Below are 20,831 nucleotides of genomic sequence, written 5' to 3' on the forward strand. Positions count from 1 at the left end.
GGATGGAGTGTTACGGGCACGATGATTAGTTCTTCATGTGGCATAGAAAAGCACCTCCTTCAATTGATATTTCTATCTTAGCAAGAGGTGCTTCATTTTTGTATGCGTTGTTTGATTACGGGTTTACTTTAATCGTCCATTCCAGTCCGTATTTCTAATCATCTCTAGTATTATATCTATTTCTTTAGCCGATGCTTTTTTCAACAAAAAGTTATATACATCTTCATAAATCATAGCATTCCCCTACCTACGACCATCTAATTAACAACAATTTACACCATTAATAGACAGATTGCTATACTGTACTACTACGGACAATTGGTGGCAGAATTCACTCTTTTACTGTACTATCACGGACACTTAAAATTAGTACAACCTTGCCGGTTCTTGGAAAAAATACTGTACCAATACGGACACTTAATCTTGGAATATCATGGATTTGAATTTATCTCTAATGCTGTACTATTACGGACATTTACTTTTGGTTCCTTATTTCACATGATTATGATCTATTGTACTATTACGGACTTTTATAGCTTTTAAGACTGATAGAGAGGGATTTTTTATTTCCTTATTACTGTCTCTGTACGGACAGTTAGCTTCTTTTATATTTGATCTCTTTTTATGCCTTACTGTACCACTACGGACATTTTAAAATATGGTACTGGAAGGAGAATCACCTAATAACATACTGTACTGGTACGGACGCATAACAATTGTTAAAATATATCCTTCTTACTGTACCTGCACGGACAATTAAAGGGAAAAATATTTTTAAAAATATTTTTTTATGAATGATATACGCTTATTATACAGTGATATTTTGCACTTACTTACTATCAATAAGTCTCCAGAAACTAGGCGCTTCCCCAAACTCAACGGAATGTATTTTCTCTATTATTTTAGTTTTTATTTCCTGTTCCAGATCTTCACGTTCTTGATATGAAGTATTGTGTAAGCTCTTTTTAATTTTGAATTCAAAGTCGTTTATTATTTTTTCTATCTCTTTGTTTTTATTCTCCATATAATCCCCTTCCTAATAGATAAATACTAAACTAACTGGTCGAGTAATTTTTTGAGTGCTTTTCTATGTTGATTTGATATGTTCTGCGGACTGGTATTAAGAAGATATGCAACCTCTTTAAGAGAAATCATATTTAAATAAAGGAGTTCAAGTATTTGAAGTTGTTTTTGTGTGAGTGTAGTCAAAGCTTGTATTAAATCTTCATTTTCTATCTGGTCTTTTAAAGTTGAACCGAATACATTATCAAAAGATAAATGATTTTCTGAAGTTATGAGATCTTTAGCAACAACGTCATTTTCATTATCAGATGAAATGGGCTGGTCTAGGATTAAGAGATACTTTTGTTTAATTCTATTAACCTTCCTATCATAGTCAATGCTAAAAAAGTGAATAAGCTTACTAACGTATTTTACCAATTTTACCTTATGATAATGTTCCTTAAATGCCTTATCAACTCTTTCTTTATTTTCTGGTGTTGGGTTCGCAACAGCCTCCTGAACTAGATTAAAATTATCTTCATCTGCCAAGAAACTTTTGATTATTGGATTGTTAAGAACTGTTTTATTTTCTTCTACAAATTCTTTCATTTTAGAATTTGTATTCATCAAATAACCTCCCCCTTATTATATTTTTCCTCCTTTTATAAAGAGATTAACTAGCTTAATTATACACCAATAGGAACATTAGTTCTGTTTTTTATCGATTTTATAGCGGAAATTATCTATTAATTTCATAATGGTTTGTTTTCTTTAAGCGCCAATCACTTTATATAGTCAATATGTTTTCAGTAAAAAGGAGGAGGAATTTATGACACCTGCTGATGCCCCTATTTGGGTATCTATTATTGGAAATTTTGGATTTCCAATAGCAATTACTATCTATTTATTTGTTCGTTTTGAAAAAAAATTAGGCGAGTTAGAAAAGGTAATTACTAATTTATCTGAGGCAATTAAGAATTTAACTATTAAGCAAAAATAATTTTCAGTAAGGGGTTTATTTTTATACTCTCTCTTTCTCTTTCTATTAACAGATGTACATCAAAACAAAAAATTAAAGGGAGAGATTGTTTATGGCACTGAAAAACAAAATGATGACAGCAACCGAAGCACGAAATTTAGGAAAATTACACAAACAACTTGCAGACACACTTGAATATGGTAAGAGTAAGGCTGAACTTCAAATTGTCGTAGATGCTATAGGGTTAGCCCTTATTTCTAAGTTTATTGGAGCTACAACTGGGGGATTAGCAACTGTTGTTACAGCGTTATGGCGCATCAACAGTTCACAGAATAAAAGGGCCACAGCATCTCACCTTAGAGGTGCCCAATATGCATTTGAACGTATAGCGAGCGTAATATCAGCGGGTGGCCACCAACGGGCAGAAGTTCAACAAGTATGGATTGTATATCCATCAATAACTACAAGGCATGAATTGGTCGAAGGAGTCCGATCTAATCCAGGACAAGCATATAAAATATTGCGAGTTCAGTTAAAGAATGGAAGCTGGGTTAGTTACAGCAGTTAAAAAAGACCCCCCCCTAAAAAAGGGGTCTTTTTTTTAAAAAACAATTGCTTATTTCTCATTATTGCCTTAATATTATTTATATTAAGATAATAAACTGGGTTATTTCCACCATCGGAAAGGAGTAATATTTTGAGTAAAAATAAAATCTTCTACATAATAATCGGGTTTTTGGTAATTGTTGCTGTGATATTGTGGTATTTTAATTTATCGTTCTCTTTACCAACTACGTTAAAAGAAGTAGTAGAAGAACGAATTCAAAAAGATGAACAGCTTACTATTGCAAATATAGATACTGAAAGAATTGATTCGATAATAATTGAAGGACCTACTAAAGATGTGGTTGAAATTGAGGATAAAGATGTGATTTCTAATTTACTTAACCATGAACTCCGTATCTATTATGGCGGAAGGTTTAAGGAAACTAGAAACGAGTACGATTTAATTATTAATTTTTATGGTTCTCACCATAGATATACAATTGCTGAGGATTACATAAAAACAGAGGATAAGATATACAAAGTTTTAGACGATAATAATGAGATTTTTAATCATCTTAAATCCTTATATGAAGAAAAATAAAATACATGGTAAAAAGAAACCCTACTCCTGAAATTGGACTAGGGTTTTTATTTTTAAATTTCCATTCATACTCTGAATGTTATAACCGCCTTTTTTTGAGCTACATTAAAAGTCACAGATAAACTAGAAATTTTCAGCGGTCTGATTTTAAAAGACAATTATATTTACTTAATATCATTAAATGTGAGCTGTTTGATTCTACCACTACCTCTAATGTAATCTTTTTTACCTAAAATGTCTTTTAACCAATCCGTAGTTTCAATTTCCAATTTTGTATAGGATCGACCTTCTTTAATAAAAGAAAACTCTTTTATTATATCAATACTCTTTAACTCCTCGCAGCCCTTTTCGACAACTGCTTTATTTTTTGGATTTCTATCTTCTAAAAATAGTGTACCATAGACTTCTTCAAGTGGAATTTCATACACACCATCTTCTTTGATGTATTTACTTGCATTTTCCATGCTTGCTATACCTGAGATTATTACATATAACGCTTGCGCTGATTCTATTTCCAATTCATTGAATACCGCAATGCTGATAAACGTGTAATATCCATGATTAAAAGACTTTTCGATATGAGGGGAGAACTGGAACCTAAACTGTTTTGAATTAACATCACCGGCTTTATTTAACTCTACGGTAGCTTCATCCGCTATAATTAAATCAAATCGCTCCGTCTTCACTCGTTTTCCTGTTTCTATCTCATACGCTTCCTGAAAAACGACTGAAGTATTTCGTAACTTATCCAGAGAGTTTCGAACGAGTTGGTATTGCCTTCCACCCATTCCCATATCCAGTCTATCTACAATCTGGTATTCCGTAAATGTTACCCACTCTCCGTAATCTTGTTCTTCCCAAAGAGAGAATAATGCAATTAGAGTCTTTGCATCAGCCATTGTTAACATGTGACCTAAGTTATTTTGATACGTCATTTTCCGGATACCGTCTTTATCTATCTTTATGAACCCTCTTTCTTACCCTGCGGGTTCGTGTTTTAGTACTCTGTGACTTTAGGTATTAATGAGACCAAGGCTAGTACTGAGTGTTGGGAGAGTAGTAGTAGCGAATAATTCGTGAGAACATCACCCCAAAAAAACAATAACCAATAAAGAAAATCCTTTGGCTGTTGTTTTTTGTTATGCTTAATTTGATTATACTCGCAATAACAGCTCCACTACTGATTGGTAGGTAGATTTAAGTGAGGGGGCTTGGTTCGCTTAATGTGGGAGTTTTCCGCTACTATCATTCCACCGTTTTACGATTCAAGAGTAGTTGACGAATTAAAAAAAGCCAACCAGAAATAACTCCTTTTCTGATTGGCCATTAAAGGGCAGATGCATTTAATCCATCCTACCCAACCAATTATGTGAGGCTTTCGCTTAAATCTTTAAGCGCCACTTTTTCAATGGCATATGCTACGCCGCCTTCATTATTACTAAGTGTTTCAAAATCAGCTACTGCTTTTACCTCTGGTATCGCGTTCCCCATTGCCACGCCACACCCTGCATATTCAATCATGGAAATATCATTTCCATTATCACCAATACACATAACTTCCTCTTGTTTAATACCAAGTAGCTCTGCTAGCTTACTTACCGCATTGCCTTTACTTGCACTTGGATGGACAAATTCTAAGAAGTATGGTGAGCTTTGAACGATATTATATTGATTCTTTAGGCTCTCCGGAAGGGCTTGAATGGTGTGGGTAAGCTTTTCCGGTTTATTAATATACATGATTTTTGGTATGGATATATCCTTTGGTACATCACTTACCTGGCGATATCCTAGCGGGATTTTGTTTAAATAGGATTCTAGCACGGTATATTCACTAATATCAGCGTTAGGTGTATAAAGTCCATTTACATCAAAGAAGTGCATCGGAGTGTTCAGTTCCAAACTATGGTCGTAAAGATTTTGCAAATCATCGTGTTTCAGTGATAATTCTGCTACCACTTCGTTTGAATACGTGTTTTGTACAAATGCACCATTATACGCAATGGCATAGTCACCGTCTTCATCTAAGCTTAGTTGCTTAATATAGCTCCGCATCCCACCAATAGGGCGCCCGGAACAGAGGACTACCTTGATTCCTTGTTTTTTCGCTTGGTGTAAGGCAGCTTTTACATTTTCAGGTACTTCATGATGGTCATTTAAAAGTGTACCATCCATATCAATTGCAATTAATTTGTACATAATAATCTCCATTCTTTAACTGATAACTCTATTATAAAATAATATAGGATGTTTAGCATGTGTTTGGTCTTAGTGATTTTATTTCATGAGTTACGGGGGAGGGGGTATTTTAGAAGATTGAATGGCGTATAAGTGGGAGAAACCAGTAAACACGGCTTGACGGATTGGGGTTCAGAATAAATAAGGAAGGGACGCTACCATAAAAAACGCCCCTTCCTTTCTCACAATGTCTGAACTAGAATACTAGCGATTACAATAGAAGCTGTGGTGACAGTGGTGAAGCCGCCGACGAGCATGGGGGTAAGGATTTCATTGAAAATTGCTTGTCTCTCTTTCTCATTATCAGCGACACTGCGGCTGACCTCCTCACAGATAATATAATCGCCTGGGAATCCAAATAGAGCTGTTAAAGCAACAGGTACCCCTTTATTCAAATCCCATTTCATTAGTTTGGAGGCAATAATTCCTCCAGCAATAATACCAAGAATCCCGACTACCATAATCGTGAGTACAACTGGGATGTAGCCAACAAACATACTCGGTGTAATGTCATTCATTGCTCCTAAGGAATAAATAATCAGGCCAACCATGGCGATTCCGAATGAATTGGAACGATCCATCATTTTATCATTATAAAATCCTAATAGTGCACCAACGACTCCAACAATAAGTGCCCAGAGACTATAGCTTATTCCAGTAAGATTTCCTAAGAAAATAGCTAAAGCTCCACCTATAAATAGCTGTAAGAGAAGGATGACATTGGTTTGGTATTTTTCCGGTATCCATGTTTTTCTTGTCTTTTCCTTGATAGAGCTAGCACTTGTCGCTGCTATTTCGCTATTGCTATTGGAGGATAATTCCCTTTTAATGTGATAAGCATGTCGCCGTAGATAGTGTGTCGCTAGTGGCATGCCGACTAATCCTTGAATGGCAATCACTAATGCAGGTATGGTAATTAAGCTAACCAACCCTAGTTCCTGAAGCCTGTCTGTTGTTAAAATAAAGGCAATCGTTCCTCCTGTAAGCGGACCAATTCCAGCAACTGCTGAGGCGTAGTCAAAGAGCATTGGGACAAGGAGCAACACGAAGCCTGCTGCAACAATAATCCCGAATAATGCGATAAACACAGCTTTAATTTGCGCCTTCAGAAGTTTGAAGGGTACCATCGTTCCCATATGTACAATTAGTGGTGCAATCATGAGTCCGCCAAATGCAGTTAATGCGGATGAATCAATTAGATCCTTTGGAAAAATGCCTGTCCACAGAAGTACTAAGTATCCCAACATGACTACTAGAAGCATTGGAATACGTGCTCTAGACTTAATCGATAAAAATTCACCTACACCTAATAAAAGTAAAATTAGCATTGTCGCAACGACAGGTTCATTCATGATGGTCATCCCCTTAAAGAGTATTTAATTTGAATTTTCAAACATTAAAATATATAACATAGCCATTGCCGCAGTACATTTCACGCGACTAAACAATGGATTGGGAGGAGAAGCCCTGTTTTGAGGGATTCTCCTATTTAGTTAGTTACTTGGTGCGGGTACTTTATTTAGCTTATTTTTTACTAATTCGCCATCTTTAAAAACAGCAACAATATTGTCGTTATTCTCTAGTGAGCGGATATCGGTTAATGGATCGGTGCTCGTAATAACGATGTCAGCTAGTTTACCAGCTTCTACTGTACCAATTTTGTCCTCCCAGCCCATGCATTCTGCCGCTGTCTTAGTTGTCGCAACAATGGATTCCATAGGGGACATTCCTATCTCACACATCAGACCTAGTTCACGAAGGTTGGTACCATGAGCCATCACCCCTGCATCTGTTCCCATGGCAATTTTAACACCGGCTTGATAGGCGAGTGCGATGCTTTCTTTATGGTATTCCACGACTTCGCGACATTTTTGCACACCATATTCTGGCATGGAGCCACTTGCCTCAGCATTCTCTAACACCGACACAGGTGCTAGTAGGGTTGGCACGAGATAGGTGCCATGGTGAACCATTAGATTTGCCACCTCATCATCAATGAAAATTCCGTGTTCGATCGAATGTATTCCGGCAAGAACCGCATTTTTAATTCCTTCTTTGCCTTGTGCATGGGCCATTACTTTTAAGCCACGCCGGTATGCTGCTTCACGAACCATTACCGCAAGCTCTTCCTGACTATACTGAGTGAACTCTGGATGATCGGTTGGGCTGAGTACACCACCAGTTGCGTGAACCTTAATAACATCTGCCCCAGCTCGAAGTACCTCGCGAACCTTCTTAGTGACTTCTTCAACACCATCACATAAACCGTCTGGGCTTCCCGGATAGCCGTGTAAGGTCAGGTCGACACCAGAACGCATCCAACTGTCCCCATGCCCACCGGTGATGGTTAGTGGTGTGATACTAATCTGCATTCGTGGTCCCGGCACGATACCGTCCTCAATGGCCTGTTTGACACCGGCATCCGTTCCACCTGCATCACGCACAGTTGTAATCCCAGCATCAAGTGTTCGTTTCATAAATTGAGTAGCCTGGTAAAATCGGTATGAAAAAGGCGTGGTTACCTGTTTTTCCACCGGCCCAACCTCGAACATCATATGTACATGTGTATCGATAAACCCAGGTAAAATAAATCCACCATTTGCATCAACCTCTGTAACATTTTCACTTGGAACCTGAATGTCAGCCAAATTTCCCGCTGCTTGAATCACATTATCTTTTACTAAAACGCAAGCATCCACTATTGGTTGTCCGCCATTTCCATCGATTAATGTACCATTTTTGATAAGTGTATAAGCCATTACCAGCACGCTCCTTTAAATGTTTTCATTGTAATTACAAAATAGAAACTCTGTTACATCTTGCGGAATGTATCACCTTCTAAATTGTGTAGTTGAATTAGTAATTTTTGATTGTAAAGGATTCTACCACATAAAAAATCCTTTGACTAGATATTTTCTAAAAATTCTTTTATATGCGTTAATTATAAAAATTAGAAGAAAACGCAACCATTACGTTGGTTATCGAAATAATCAAGGTTTTATCAACATGAAAAAATAGGGCTAAATACCTATAAAGGGGAAAGGGAGGGGTGCTTGTTTCAATAGGAGTTGGGGATAGGAGAGGATGCCGGATTTAGCTCCTGGCCTTGTTAGTTTAGGAACTTCTATATTTTCGCGCGGGATTATGGAAAAATCGCGCGAGAACGTTCGGTATTCGCGCGAGAGTAAAGGAAAATCGCGCGAACATGTCCAGAAATCGCGCGAGTACAACAGTGTCGCGCGAAATTCATACGAGGTCGCGCGAAAAACAGCCATTCCCGCGCGAAAAGCAGTCAGCCTCGCGCGAAATTCAGCCAATCCCGCGCGAAATCCCAGTCGTTTAAAGCAAAACAGAAAAGTGGAACGGCCAAGTCCGAGGAAATCCAGAGAAAAGTAGCCTGGCGTTTTTGAAGCTTAAGTTGGATTTACTAGGGTTGATTAGGGGGAAGTATTCAAGCAGCAAAAATCACTTAAAGGAGTAGATCAGCGTACAGGAACCATCCTAAAATTAGAACTTTAGTAGGATAAAATTTCCTTGCATAGGAGCTACTGGTTGGGGGAAATTTAGCGAGGAAAATAATAATTTTTTTGCATGGTTCAACGGCTATAGCGCCTATGTGGTAGCGGTTTCGACGAAAATTAACAAAAGTCGTTTATTATTACCTTTGATATTTTATTACTTATAATTATTATGAACTACATAAATAGGAGGTAGATGTAAGATACAAATTAAAGGTGCAGTTGTTCATGAAAAAGGACAAGAGTTCAAAATTGAAAATGTTGAGCTTGCTGAACCAAAGGCAAATGAAGTTCTAGTTAAAGTTGTTGCAGCTGGTGTATGTCATACAGATGCTGTTGCGCGTGATCAAGTAATTCCGGTGCAACTTCCAGCGGTACTAGGGCATGAAGGTTCTGGTATTGTTGAAAAGGTTGGCTCTAGTGTTACAACCGTTGAGCCAGGTGACCATGTTGTTTTATCTTTCTCATCTTGTGGACATTGTGAGAATTGTTTAACTGGCCATCCTGCTTCTTGTATCTATTTAACAGAGTTCAACTTCGGTGGTAAAATGCAAGATGGTACGCATCGTATCTCTCAAGGAGATCAAGAGGTTTCTACTTTCTTTGGTCAGTCTTCATTTGGTACGTATGCTGTTTCTAATGAAAGAAACGTAGTAAAAGTGGATAAAGAAGTTGATCTTAGACTTCTTGGACCATTAGGATGTGGAATCCAAACCGGAGCAGGTACTGTTATTAATAAATTACAACCAGAATTCGGATCATCAATTGCTGTATTTGGATGTGGAGCTGTAGGCTTAAGTGCTGTAATGGCTGCTAAAATTAGAGGCTGCTCTAAAATCATTGCTGTAGATGTACATGAAAATCGTTTAGAACTTGCGAAAGAACTAGGCGCAACACATGTCATCAACGGATCTAAAGTAGATACAGTAGAAGAGATTAGAAAAATCACAGATGGCGGAACTCATTATGCAGTTGAAACGACTGGCGTTTCACCAGTAGTTGTGCAATCTGTTCAATCACTTCGTAGCCTAGGTACAGTGGCTGTTGTCGGTGCAACTGGAGATGTAACATTAAACGTACAACAAGACTTATTGAATGAAGGAAGATCAATTGTAGCGGTAGTTGAAGGAGATGCTATCCCACAATTATTCATTCCACAACTTATCGAGTATTATAAAAAAGGCCAATTCCCATTTGATAAATTAGTGAAATTCTACGACTTAGAAGAAATTAATGAGGCTTTTGCTGATTCAGGTAAAGGAATTACTATTAAACCAATCTTGACTATGTAAGGCTATTCTAAGTTGAACTACTAGTAAGTAGTATTGGCTGCTATGAAGTCGGTATTAGGCCGAAATCATACCAGCCAATTTCTTTTGGTAGCTTATTAATGGTAAATTAGGGTATCATTTAGTATATTTCTTAACTAATTGTTAAAGATTATCTAGTCAGTTTGTAACAATTGTTTAGATAGTCGTAGAATAACCAATTGCATACGATATTGAAGAAAAGCATGGGCGGATTCCCATGCTTTTTTCGCGTGTAGCTTTGAGTATGGTAATAAATCGACAGGAAGTGCTAGTATTACTTTCTGGGAGGCAGCAATGGCTTTGGTGGAGCTATGACTTAAATAACCTATAACTCACTATGACATTGTTCGTTTAATATATGAGTATTTTAAATATCGATATTATATTCATAAGAATAATTAAGGCATAATAAATTAAAAGGAGAAATAAGATTAATAAAAGAAAGGAGGATAAAATGGCTTTTTAAATAACCTATAAGGGGTGATGAATTTTGAAATATTTAATAAATGAAAAAAAGACCTACAAAAGAGAAATTAACATTATTATTGGCATATACTGTCTATTTCACATTCAATTAAAATTTAGTTGTTCTTAGGTGGTGGCATTTAATAAATGTAGCTTTTGACAATTAAGGGCGGGGTATGCAGTATATAAATAACCACAGCTTTACACGGAGAGGTGGTCGTGATAGGCTTCTTTGCTAGGCAAGCTGTACGTTTGCCGCATTGCCTTATCTCATGACCACCGAGGCTCAGTGACAAGCGCATAATGTATGAATTAAAATACAAACCTATGTATCACCTTAATTGCTATTTTATAAAAAAATAAACCCCCTAATATATCTTAGGAGAATAAGTAGATATAAATTTAAAATGATATTTATTGACACTCCTAAAATACAATGTCTAATAATCATTTACCATTTCTGTCATAGTCCCATCAAGTTTATTGAATTATCTTGACATTTAATAGGTCGAATGCTAGGATAATATTATCATGGTACAGCAATGGCTTTGATGTTTCTATGATAAGGCTACAGTTCATGTAGCTCGTGGCGTTGGGGATCGCCTGCTCGTCTTAGACGAGTGTCTCCCCACTCATAATGAAACGAACACAGACCTTAGCTAATTGTAGCTAGGGTCTGTTTTACTATCAGGATATAATTCGAGAAAAGTAAACATTATTTTTATAATATTCTATTAGATGATAAGATTAAAATAGTTATTAATGGGAAAAATAGTAAAAAGGAGGATGTCTATGAGTAAAGAGTTGGATTATCGTATCGGTCTTGATATTGGAACAAACTCTGTTGGGTGGAGTGTTATTGAACTGGATAGAAGTGAAACGGGTACATATAAACCAGTAGGTATCCTGGACGCAGGAGTTCGCATGTTTGATAAGGCAGAAATACCTAAAACAGGGGCTTCATTGGCTGAACCACGTCGTCTAGCGAGGTCGGCAAGAAGGAGATTACGTAGACATAGTGACAGGAAAAGAGAAATACGTAAACTTCTCATTCAATTTGATGTATTAAATGAATTAGAATTACAACAGCTATATCCACTAAAGGAAGGCTCGATAGATATTTGGAATATACGTTTAGATGGCCTGGAACGGTTATTAAATCGAGAAGAATGGGCGAGATTACTAATTCATCTAGCACAGAGGCGGGGATTTAAGTCAAATCGCAAATCAGAAGAGCGAGAAACAGAAACTGGCCAAGTCATCTCCAGTGTAAAAGAAAACAAGGATCTATTATCTAACTATCGGACGGTAGGGGAAATGTGGATGAAAGATCCTAAGTTTAGCCAATATGATAAAAAGCGTAACTCGAATGATGAGTATATTTTTAATGTTAGTCGACTAGATTTGGAACAGGAAATCATTACCTTATTTGAGAAGCAACGCGAGTTTCACTCACCATATGCTCAAGTGGAATTTCAAGAGGCTTATTTAAAAGTATGGAATCATCAATTACCTTTTGCATCGGGGAATTCCATCCTAAATAGAGTTGGTTGTTGCTCCTTGGAAGTTAAAGAAAAACGTATTCCTAAAGCAACCTACACCTTTCAATATTATATGGCATTGGATAAAATCAATCGGATTAGGATTGGCCCTGATGTTCAGCCTCTTACTCCAGAGCAACGTGACACAGTTATTCGTAAATTATTTGATCGCAGTGATATTGCTAATCGTAAAACACCACCAAAAGTTAAATACTCCGATATTCGAAAGTGGTTAAAGCTTGATGAAGAGTTAACATTTAATGAGTTAACCTATGATCCAGAGGAAAAGCTTAGTAAGAATGAAAGTTTACCATTTGTAAATCTAGATTCCTATTATGAGATAAAACGTGTATTGGATATTCATTCAGCCGAATCGGATGAAGAGTATAGGAAGGAAGATTATGATGCCATAGGGTTTGCTTTAACGGTTTACAAAACGGACCAAGATATTCAAAAATATTTACAAAACCCTAATAATCTAGCAAATCGCGTGTATAGTGAAGATTTAATTGGTAAACTTCTTTCTTTAACTTATTCTAAATTTGGTCATCTTTCATTTAAAGCGATTAAGAATCTATTACCTTATATGGAAAAGGGAGTACCTTTTAAAAAAGCAGCAGATGAATTTGGATACGATACCACGGGATTATCTAATGAGAAGCGTCAGGCGTTATTACCTCCGATTCCTAATGATATAACCAATCCTGTGGTGAAACGAGCACTAACCCAGTCTCGTAAAGTAGTGAATGCTATTATAAAGCGTTACGGACAGCCTGTTTCAGTCCATATTGAGTTGGCCAGGGACTTATCCAAAAACTTTGAAGAACGAAGAAAAATAAACAATGAGCAAAAAGAGAATTTTGAAAGAAATTATGGGGCTATTAAAGTTTTACAGGAAAATGGTATTTTACAACCAAAAGGATATGACATTGTTCGGTACAAATTATGGGTGGAACAGAATCAAAAATGTGCTTATTCACTAAAACCTATACCGGCTGAAACGTTCTTTAGAGAGTTAAGTAAAGAGCGAAATAGTGCCCCGACTCTGGATGTAGACCATATTCTTCCATATAGTCAGAGCTTTATGGATAATTATCAAAATAAAGTACTTGTTTATAGTGATGAAAACCGTAAAAAGGGTGATCACATCCCATTTGGTTATTTTGGACACGATACGAAACGGTGGAAAGCTTTTGAAGAATATGTTAACAATACGAATTTTTCAAAAAGAAAAAAACAGTATTTATTAAAGAGAGAATTCTCTTCACATGAAAAGGAATTGGTCAAAGAGCGTCATTTGAATGATACACGTTTTATTAGTCGTTTTTTTAAAAACTATGTAGAAAAGAAATTAATTATGAAGAATCAAGGTTTAAAGAAATCTGTGGTGACAGTGAGTGGCGGTGTTACGTCGCATTTACGAAGTCGTTGGGGACTGGCTAAACATCGAGATGATACATATCTACATCATGCAATGGATGCTATTGTTGTTGGATGCACAGATTCAGGAATGGTTCAGCGAGTTGCTAATTACCACAAAGCTAAAGAAAGGTCCAATACGAAAAAAACAACATTCCCTGAGCCATGGGATGGATTCAGAGATGATGTTCTTTCTCGTTTAGCAGAGCTACCCAATCCGGAGGAAATACACGGTGCATTAGAAAATGGCCAGCGATTACCTCGATATATTTTGGTTTCAAGAATGCCTAAACATTCCGTTACAGGAGCGGCTCACAAAGAAACCATTATGATAGATGGTGGAATCGATAAAAAGTCAGGGAAGACGATTATTGTTAAAAGAGTCCCTCTGAAAGAAATCAAGTTTGATAAAAATGGGGATTTTAAGATGATCAATAAGGATTCTGACCTTGCAACATACAATGCAATTAAAGATCGTTATTTATCATACAATGGCGATGCAAACAAAGCATTTGAAGAGCCACTTTATAAGCCTAGTAAAAATGGGAATGGTAACCCGATACGACGGGTCAAGGTTGAAGTGAATAAAGGGTCACATATGCGACAGGTAAATTGTGGTGTTGCTCAAAACGGCGACTTGGTTCGAATTGATTTATTTCTAAAGGATAATAAATACCATATGGTTCCTATTTATGTAATGGATACCGCGCATTCCGAATTACCACGGAAAGTTGTTACAGGTGGAAAAGGCTATGCACTCTGGAAAGAGCTAGATGATACGTTTGAATTTCAATTTAGCCTTTATCCATATGATTTAGTTCGTATGAGAAAAGATGATATAGATCGTTTCCTTTATTTTAATTCTATTGATATTGATTCGGATCGTATTATTTTTAAAGAACCAAATGAGCCACATAAACCAGGTGATAGAAGATATTCACTCAAAACTATTGATAAGCTAGATAAATATCAAATTGGTATTTTAGGAGATATATCCATCGTAAGAAAAGAATCTCGTCAACCATTTAATACTAAAAAGGAAAAACAAACTGTTTAAGAATACAGCAGGTAGAAATTTCTATCTGCTGTATTCTTTTTTAGATTTTTGAGAATACTAGTTGATAGAAAAAATTACGAAAGGAGAGTGAAAAAGTGAGCTGGAGACATATTATGATTACGAATAATGCGCGGTTATCGGTAAAACATTCTCAACTTGTTATTGAACAAGAGGAAACGTTTACGATTCCTTTACATGATCTTGCCTCCATTATGATTGAAGCACCTGCTGTAACAATTACTGCGAACGTATTAAGTGCATGTGCAGAACATAAAGTCAGTATATACACTTGTAATCGAAAGAAGCTTCCTAATGGCGTATGGACTGGATATAATCAACATTCTAGACAGCTAATGGTTCTAGAAACACAATTATCATTGTCTAAGCCTTTCAAAAAACGGATATGGCAACAAATTATTAAACAGAAAATAATAAATCAAGCAAAATGCTTAGAACTCCACGAGAAAGAAGGAGTGGAGGAATTGAGGAGAATATCAAAAACGGTTGAGTCAGGAGATGCTTCTAATAGAGAAGCAATAGCAGCCAAACTATATTTTAGTAGATTGTTTGATTCTAATTTTATTAGAAGATCGGAAGACCCAATCAATCGTTTATTGAATTATGGATATTCTATAATGAGAGGATTAGTGGCAAGGTCACTCGTAAATTATGGATTAAATCCATGTTTAGGTCTGTATCATGATAACCAATTAAATGCTTTTAATCTAGCAGATGATTTTATGGAAATCCTTCGACCAGTTGTAGATTGTTATGTTGCTGCACAAGAAGATACCGAGCAGTGGAGTGTTGAAATACGTGCTGATTTAGTAAATCTAGCAAATACATCGATAATGATATCTAATGAAAAGTATTCGGTTACAACGGCGATTGATGAAATGGTGAAAAGTTTTATATCCTGTTGCAGGAATCAGGATTATACTCTTTTAAAATTGCCTAATCTACTTCCGTTAAGGGTGCATCAATATGAATAGGGGTGGTTTTATGCGGATTCTTTTATTTTTTGATTTACCTACAAAAACCAAAAAGCATAAAAGAGACTATTTACGATTTAGGAATTTTTTATTAAATGAAGGATTCGATATGATGCAGTTATCGGTTTACTGTAGATTGGTAAATGGACACGAATCTATGGAAAGACAACTTGAAAAGGTAAAAAGAAATTTGCCACCTGAAGGATCGATTCGAGTGTTACCTGTAACGGAAAAACAATATGAAAGAATGCGATTACTTTTAGGAGAAAAAACTGCTAATGAAGAAAAGGTAACAATTAACCAGCTCACTTTATTTTAATGATGAATTATTATAATCGAGATTGGGTATACTCTATAATTTGATGTATAAAATTCGATGAAGAGGGACATCCTATATATAGAGGATACATCACGTTAGTTTTTGAAAAAAGGGACAGATACCATGAAAAAATATAGCGTAGAAATTGAAAAAATAAATACAAAGAAGCCTCCAATGTACGATTCCTGCAGGCTTCTTTGTTACGTATCATAGCACAGCAATGGCTTTGATGGAGCTATGACAGTCTGCTGGTACTTACTATGTTCCTGATAATCATAGCACAGCAATGGCTTTGATGGAGCTATGACCTATCGTGTCCTCATCTGGTGTTACTCCGTATCATAGCACAGCAATGGCTTTGATGGAGCTATGACGTATTTTGGTATCACAAAGGCGCAGAACCTATCATAGCACAGCAATGGCTTTGATGGAGCTATGACGAAATATTAGGGGGAGATAATTTGTCGCAAATCATAGCACAGCAATGGCTTTGATGGAGCTATGACAAAAGTTTATACATATGCTTTTGGTCATTTATCATAGCACAGCAATGGCTTTGATGGAGCTATGACTAATTTCTTCCATGTATTTCGCTCCTTTGGATCATAGCACAGCAATGGCTTTGATGGAGCTATGACCTAATTTTAGTATCATCAATATGATTTTGGATCATAGCACAGCAATGGCTTTGATGGAGCTATGACGGTAGCTTCCTACTTTTGTTTTGGGCCAGCATCATAGCACAGCAATGGCTTTGATGGAGCTATGACCGTAACGAGAGACTAATTCTAACTTTACACATCATAGCACAGCAATGGCTTTGATGGAGCTATGACCCATTAGGAATCATTAATGATACTGATATTATCATAGCACAGCAATGGCTTTGATGGAGCTATGACGTACATTATTGTCACGCAATTTAACAATATATCATAGCACAGCAATGGCTTTGATGGAGCTATGACTCTCTATGGGTTGAAAATGATAGATGGCAAATCATAGCACAGCAATGGCTTTGATGGAGCTATGACTGAGAGCTTCATCAAGGAAAAAGAAGTTATATCATAGCACAGCAATGGTTTTGATGGAGCTATGACCACTTCATTCGATAATACATTTATGAAAGAATCATAGCACAGCAATGGCTTTGATGGAGCTATGACCCATTGCACTTTGTACGTACTCTTCTATTTATCATAGCACAGCAATGACTTTAAAAGACTATGACGAAAAAAACAACAGCTGAGGATTTTACTTTCATATTAGCACAACAGCAAAACATTTCAAAAAATTAAATATTATCATCTAACTTGAACCGTGATTGTTCTTGAAAAATAGATTCTTTACACGTTAAAGAATATCAAACTACTTAAACCCCATTCTAAATCCACCTAACACCTTCCCAAGTAATCATTAACCAAACTCAACCATATGATGGGACTAAATACAAATTTAAAACTCGCAACACCAGGAGGGGAATTATGAAAAAAGCAAAAATCAGTTTCCACCACCTTATCATTATCCTAATCCTCATCTTCATCAGTTCCATCATCATCTGGTCGTTATATAAGAATATTGTTCTATCCCCTGAGCATGTTGCTTTAATCATGCTCATCGCAATCATTGGTCTTAGTTTTTCCTTCGATAAGTTGAGCTTGGGAAGGATATTCTCTGTGGAGAAGAAAATGAAGCGGGTGGAGGAAAAACAGGAGGAATTAACAGAAGTCAATAACAGACTAAGTGTAGAATATAGTCATTTCAAACAAGAAATGCTTACATTTATGATAAATTCAATGAATCAGATATCCAACCAACTGAGCAACCAAACGGTTACGATAAACACGGCAGCAAATGTTGTCCCTGCTTCGGAAAAGGAAAAAGAAAATGACGATGAAGTCATGTCGTACTCTAGTAAGGAATCCCCTACTAATACCCCAGAAGAAAAAGAAAATGAAGCCATTCCTACATTTAAACAGGAGCATAGTAAGCTAATTAAAGGAACGAGTATGGATTTAGAGGAAAACATCGAACGACAAGCTCTGAAACAGGTTGCTCACAACCTAGGACTTCCGCTAGAAGATATCGCTTATCATGTAAGAATTGATTTTCCAGATCAATATACCATTGAGAAGCGGAGAATTTACAATGCCTTTCTACATGTAGACGGAACACATTACTTCTTTAAGATGATGTATTCACCATTTAGCATGGCAAATGTGGACCGAATTCAAAACATGCTTAATGATATTAACCTCTATACTGGAAGGAATCATGTAAGAGCAAAGTTAATTCTCATTCTAGTAAACTGCGATAAGGAGAAGCTTCAAAAAGAGAAGGACTACCTAGAGAAGTTTCAACAACGGTATATGCACTACTTCCAGCCTGCTTTGGAGAGAGGGTATTTGATTATTGATACATTTGAGGTAAATGATTAATAAGACGATTATTCCGAAAGAGATAAACTATGGCAGCATGTTAGATGTCGCGGTATGTATGTGATGAAGGGAACGACTAATCGGCTAGTATAAAACGGTGTGAAACCGGATTTATAGTAGTCGGTTTTTCATGTAGTAATAAATTTAAATGAGGGTTGGCAAATCAGAAAATTAATGGGGATAATCGATAAAAAGGCTCAATCCAGTTAATAGAGTAAGTGTCTTCCTTATTGGATTCTAAAAAGAATTTTTATCGAGACAATTAAAGAATGTGGGAGGACTTTGTTTATAGTTAACTAAAAGCTATTTGTATTCGCTGCATTAGTATAACGGCGAATATTTTGAAACGAAATTAAAGGGATTTTACGCAAAATAGTCGAATAAATAGTGATAAATTGTATGAGAGGAATAAGTTTATTTAGGGAGATGGCAGATAGGAAACGTTTCTAAAGTTGTGGAAGTAAGGTTCTAAATGGAAGACAGTCAGATGGGAGAGGACATCTTGAAAAAGCTTTATATCATTTTACTAGTAGTTATGTTCATGTGGGGTTTAAATGTCTCTGCGTTAAAAATGTTAGTCATTAGCTTTGATCCGATAGTAATCACTGGATTTAGAATTTTAGTTGCAGGAGTTGCGGTATTAATTGGATGTTATGGATTAGGGATTTTTCGTCTCCCGTATAAAAATGAATGGAAGATTATTTTATCCATATCCGTTTTTAATGTTGTGCTCCATCATATATTTATTGCGGTTGGCTTAGAAATTACGTCTGCTGTCAATGGTAGTTTGATTATCGGGATGGCTCCATTAATTACGATGATTATTTCAGGCATACTATTAAAACAATTTGTATCACGGTGGAGAGTATTTGGGTTTATCCTTGGATTTGTAGGTGTGGCGATTACGACATTAGTAGGGGAAGATGGATTTGCAGCTATCTCTATAGGGGATTTGCTTGTGTTTTTAGGTATCGTTGTCCAAGGCTTGAGTTTTGTGTTTATCAGTAAATTAAAGCCATCATTTGATCCAAGACTACTTACTGGTTATATGATGATGGTTGGTTCTGTTTGTATTATCTTGTATAGTTTTATATTAAAGAAGGACTTTACCGAATTAGCGAGTTTAGTAGATTGGAAAATGGCTTCTATCTTTATCTTTAGTGCTATCTTTGCTACGGCATTCGGTCATATGACATATAACTATGCGATAAAGAAGGTAGGACCTGCAGAGTCAGCCATTTTTCTCAATTTAAACACCTTATTTGCGTTAATTGGTGCAGCTATCTTTTTGGGTGAAGTGATACATCTGTTTCATGTAATTGGATTTATCTTTATTATCGTTGGGATTGTTTTCGGTACCGGAGCTAGTGAGAGTATGTATAGGAGATACAGGGATAGAAGGAAGGCGAGTTAACCCGGGAATACAATGCACATCACAAAGGTATAGAAACGTTGTAAGTTCAAAAAAAAAGGTGACGTCTAATGTTAATAAAAGGTGAAGTGAACAAGGAAGATATTCATGTATTTATTAACCATTTTGTAAACACATCAAAGAAAATAAGAAATGCTATTAGCATACTGATGGTTATATATGTTGTTTTAGTCGCTATAGCCGCTTGGTTTATCTTTTCTAGTATTACATTATTTAATATACTTGTTTGTGTTATTTTGCTAGCACTAATTGTTCCTTTTATGCCGGGGCTGCTTCGTAAGCGAACTGGGAAAGTGCTGTACAGAAAAATCGAGAAGACCAATTTATTTCAAAAGCTTGGGGCGTATGCCTTGGAAATCGATGATAAAGGCCTTGTTATGAAGGGAAGGGAAGATAAGGAACAACGTATAGAATGGAAAGATATTCAACGCATTTACGTGGAGAAGGAGCATTATTTTATCTACTATTATGGGCATGTCATCATTCTACCAGTAAGAGACTTTGATTTCGAACGAGCGGAATTCATGGAGTGGATTAACTTACATGTCGAGCATGAAAAGATAGCGCAGAAAAGTGAAAAGAAAAAGAATCCTAAGATTGTGTTTGCTTCTACAATAGCTGCCATACTCATTGCTTTCTTAGGCTACTATTTCTACGAGACGTATACACAACAACCTGAGCGTGAATTTGCGGAAGCGGCAAACAAGGTCGCTGCTTTATTTGACGAGGAAACACAGGGTGATGAAACAGGGCAATCAACGAAAAAGCTTAAAGCCTCCACTACCCAAGCGGACATTGATAGGGCGATGGAAGCTGTTGCCAACATTGATACAACAAAGGAACCATATAAAGTTTATACGCTACCATTACTCGCTTTAATTATTGAATTAAATGACGCACAAAAACAACTAGATGAAAGGTGAGGGAAGCGTGGATGTCTTCCCTTCAGGTGTAAAGCGATTTGTATATAGTGATGG

16 protein-coding genes and 1 CRISPR repeat array are annotated in these 20,831 nt (G+C 36.4%); of the genes, 10 read left to right on the forward strand and 6 right to left on the reverse strand.

Annotated elements, in window-relative coordinates; translation table 11 throughout:
• Positions 1-829: 829 nt before the first annotated feature.
• Entirely contained in the window at positions 830-1,024 is a 195-nt protein-coding gene (locus tag AAIB49_RS14935) for a helix-turn-helix domain-containing protein (RefSeq protein ID WP_339213379.1), read from the reverse strand.
• A gap of 26 nt (positions 1,025-1,050) precedes the next feature.
• Positions 1,051-1,629, reverse strand: coding sequence for a sigma-70 family RNA polymerase sigma factor (locus AAIB49_RS14940; protein ID WP_343458488.1), 579 nt, complete (start codon positions 1,627-1,629; stop codon positions 1,051-1,053).
• Positions 1,630-1,831: 202 nt separating this feature from the next.
• On the opposite strand from AAIB49_RS14940, the gene AAIB49_RS14945 reads away from it, so the two are divergent.
• The 3 genes from AAIB49_RS14945 (at position 1,832) to AAIB49_RS14955 (ending at position 3,128) form a co-directional block, all read left to right on the forward strand.
• Complete coding sequence (locus AAIB49_RS14945) at positions 1,832-2,002, forward strand: YvrJ family protein (RefSeq protein WP_343458489.1); 171 nt, start codon at positions 1,832-1,834, stop codon at positions 2,000-2,002.
• Between the two features lie 91 nt (positions 2,003-2,093).
• Complete coding sequence (locus AAIB49_RS14950) at positions 2,094-2,549, forward strand: hypothetical protein (protein WP_343458490.1); 456 nt, start codon at positions 2,094-2,096, stop codon at positions 2,547-2,549.
• A 129-nt stretch (positions 2,550-2,678) separates the two neighbouring features.
• Positions 2,679-3,128 (forward strand): hypothetical protein, encoded by a 450-nt coding sequence (locus AAIB49_RS14955; RefSeq protein WP_343458491.1) that lies wholly within the window; start codon positions 2,679-2,681, stop codon positions 3,126-3,128.
• A 164-nt stretch (positions 3,129-3,292) separates the two neighbouring features.
• Here the strand turns inward: AAIB49_RS14955 and AAIB49_RS14960 are convergent, their stop codons facing one another.
• The 4 genes from AAIB49_RS14960 to AAIB49_RS14975 form a co-directional block, all read right to left on the reverse strand.
• Positions 3,293-4,063, reverse strand: a complete 771-nt coding sequence (locus AAIB49_RS14960) for a hypothetical protein (RefSeq protein WP_343458492.1) — start codon at positions 4,061-4,063, stop codon at positions 3,293-3,295.
• 430 nt (positions 4,064-4,493) lie between these two features.
• A complete protein-coding gene (gene yidA / locus AAIB49_RS14965; protein ID WP_343458493.1) occupies positions 4,494-5,324 on the reverse strand; it encodes a sugar-phosphatase in 831 nt (276 codons plus the stop codon).
• A gap of 221 nt (positions 5,325-5,545) precedes the next feature.
• Positions 5,546-6,715: a hypothetical protein gene (locus AAIB49_RS14970; RefSeq protein ID WP_343458494.1), complete on the reverse strand. Its 1,170-nt coding sequence runs from the start codon at positions 6,713-6,715 to the stop codon at positions 5,546-5,548.
• Positions 6,716-6,856: 141 nt separating this feature from the next.
• Positions 6,857-8,122 (reverse strand): metal-dependent hydrolase family protein, encoded by a 1,266-nt coding sequence (locus AAIB49_RS14975; RefSeq protein WP_343458495.1) that lies wholly within the window; start codon positions 8,120-8,122, stop codon positions 6,857-6,859.
• 962 nt (positions 8,123-9,084) lie between these two features.
• On the opposite strand from AAIB49_RS14975, the gene AAIB49_RS14980 reads away from it, so the two are divergent.
• From AAIB49_RS14980 to AAIB49_RS15010, 7 genes are all read left to right on the forward strand, one after another.
• The gene (locus AAIB49_RS14980) at positions 9,085-10,173 is read left to right on the forward strand and encodes an NAD(P)-dependent alcohol dehydrogenase (RefSeq protein ID WP_343458509.1); all 1,089 of its coding nucleotides are present in this window, start codon (positions 9,085-9,087) and stop codon (positions 10,171-10,173) included.
• Positions 10,174-11,448: 1,275 nt separating this feature from the next.
• Positions 11,449-14,673 (forward strand): type II CRISPR RNA-guided endonuclease Cas9, encoded by a 3,225-nt coding sequence (cas9, locus tag AAIB49_RS14985; RefSeq protein ID WP_343458496.1) that lies wholly within the window; start codon positions 11,449-11,451, stop codon positions 14,671-14,673.
• A gap of 95 nt (positions 14,674-14,768) precedes the next feature.
• On the forward strand, positions 14,769-15,665 hold the full coding sequence (gene cas1, locus AAIB49_RS14990) for a type II CRISPR-associated endonuclease Cas1 (protein WP_343458497.1): 897 nt from the start codon (positions 14,769-14,771) through the stop codon (positions 15,663-15,665).
• Between the two features lie 10 nt (positions 15,666-15,675).
• The gene (gene cas2 / locus AAIB49_RS14995; RefSeq protein WP_343458498.1) at positions 15,676-15,984 is read left to right on the forward strand and encodes a CRISPR-associated endonuclease Cas2; all 309 of its coding nucleotides are present in this window, start codon (positions 15,676-15,678) and stop codon (positions 15,982-15,984) included.
• A 206-nt stretch (positions 15,985-16,190) separates the two neighbouring features.
• Positions 16,191-17,150: a CRISPR direct-repeat array (repeat unit 36 nt; unit sequence ATCATAGCACAGCAATGGCTTTGATGGAGCTATGAC).
• Between the two features lie 318 nt (positions 17,151-17,468).
• Complete coding sequence (locus tag AAIB49_RS15000; RefSeq protein WP_343458499.1) at positions 17,469-18,422, forward strand: hypothetical protein; 954 nt, start codon at positions 17,469-17,471, stop codon at positions 18,420-18,422.
• A 502-nt stretch (positions 18,423-18,924) separates the two neighbouring features.
• Positions 18,925-19,836 (forward strand): DMT family transporter, encoded by a 912-nt coding sequence (locus AAIB49_RS15005; RefSeq protein WP_343458500.1) that lies wholly within the window; start codon positions 18,925-18,927, stop codon positions 19,834-19,836.
• A 68-nt stretch (positions 19,837-19,904) separates the two neighbouring features.
• On the forward strand, positions 19,905-20,777 hold the full coding sequence (locus tag AAIB49_RS15010) for a YcxB family protein (protein ID WP_343458501.1): 873 nt from the start codon (positions 19,905-19,907) through the stop codon (positions 20,775-20,777).
• Positions 20,778-20,831 lie beyond the last annotated feature (54 nt).

This window comes from Ornithinibacillus proteolyticus (assembly GCF_039581225.1).
In the GTDB taxonomy this organism is placed as follows: domain Bacteria; phylum Bacillota; class Bacilli; order Bacillales; family Amphibacillaceae; genus Ornithinibacillus; species Ornithinibacillus massiliensis.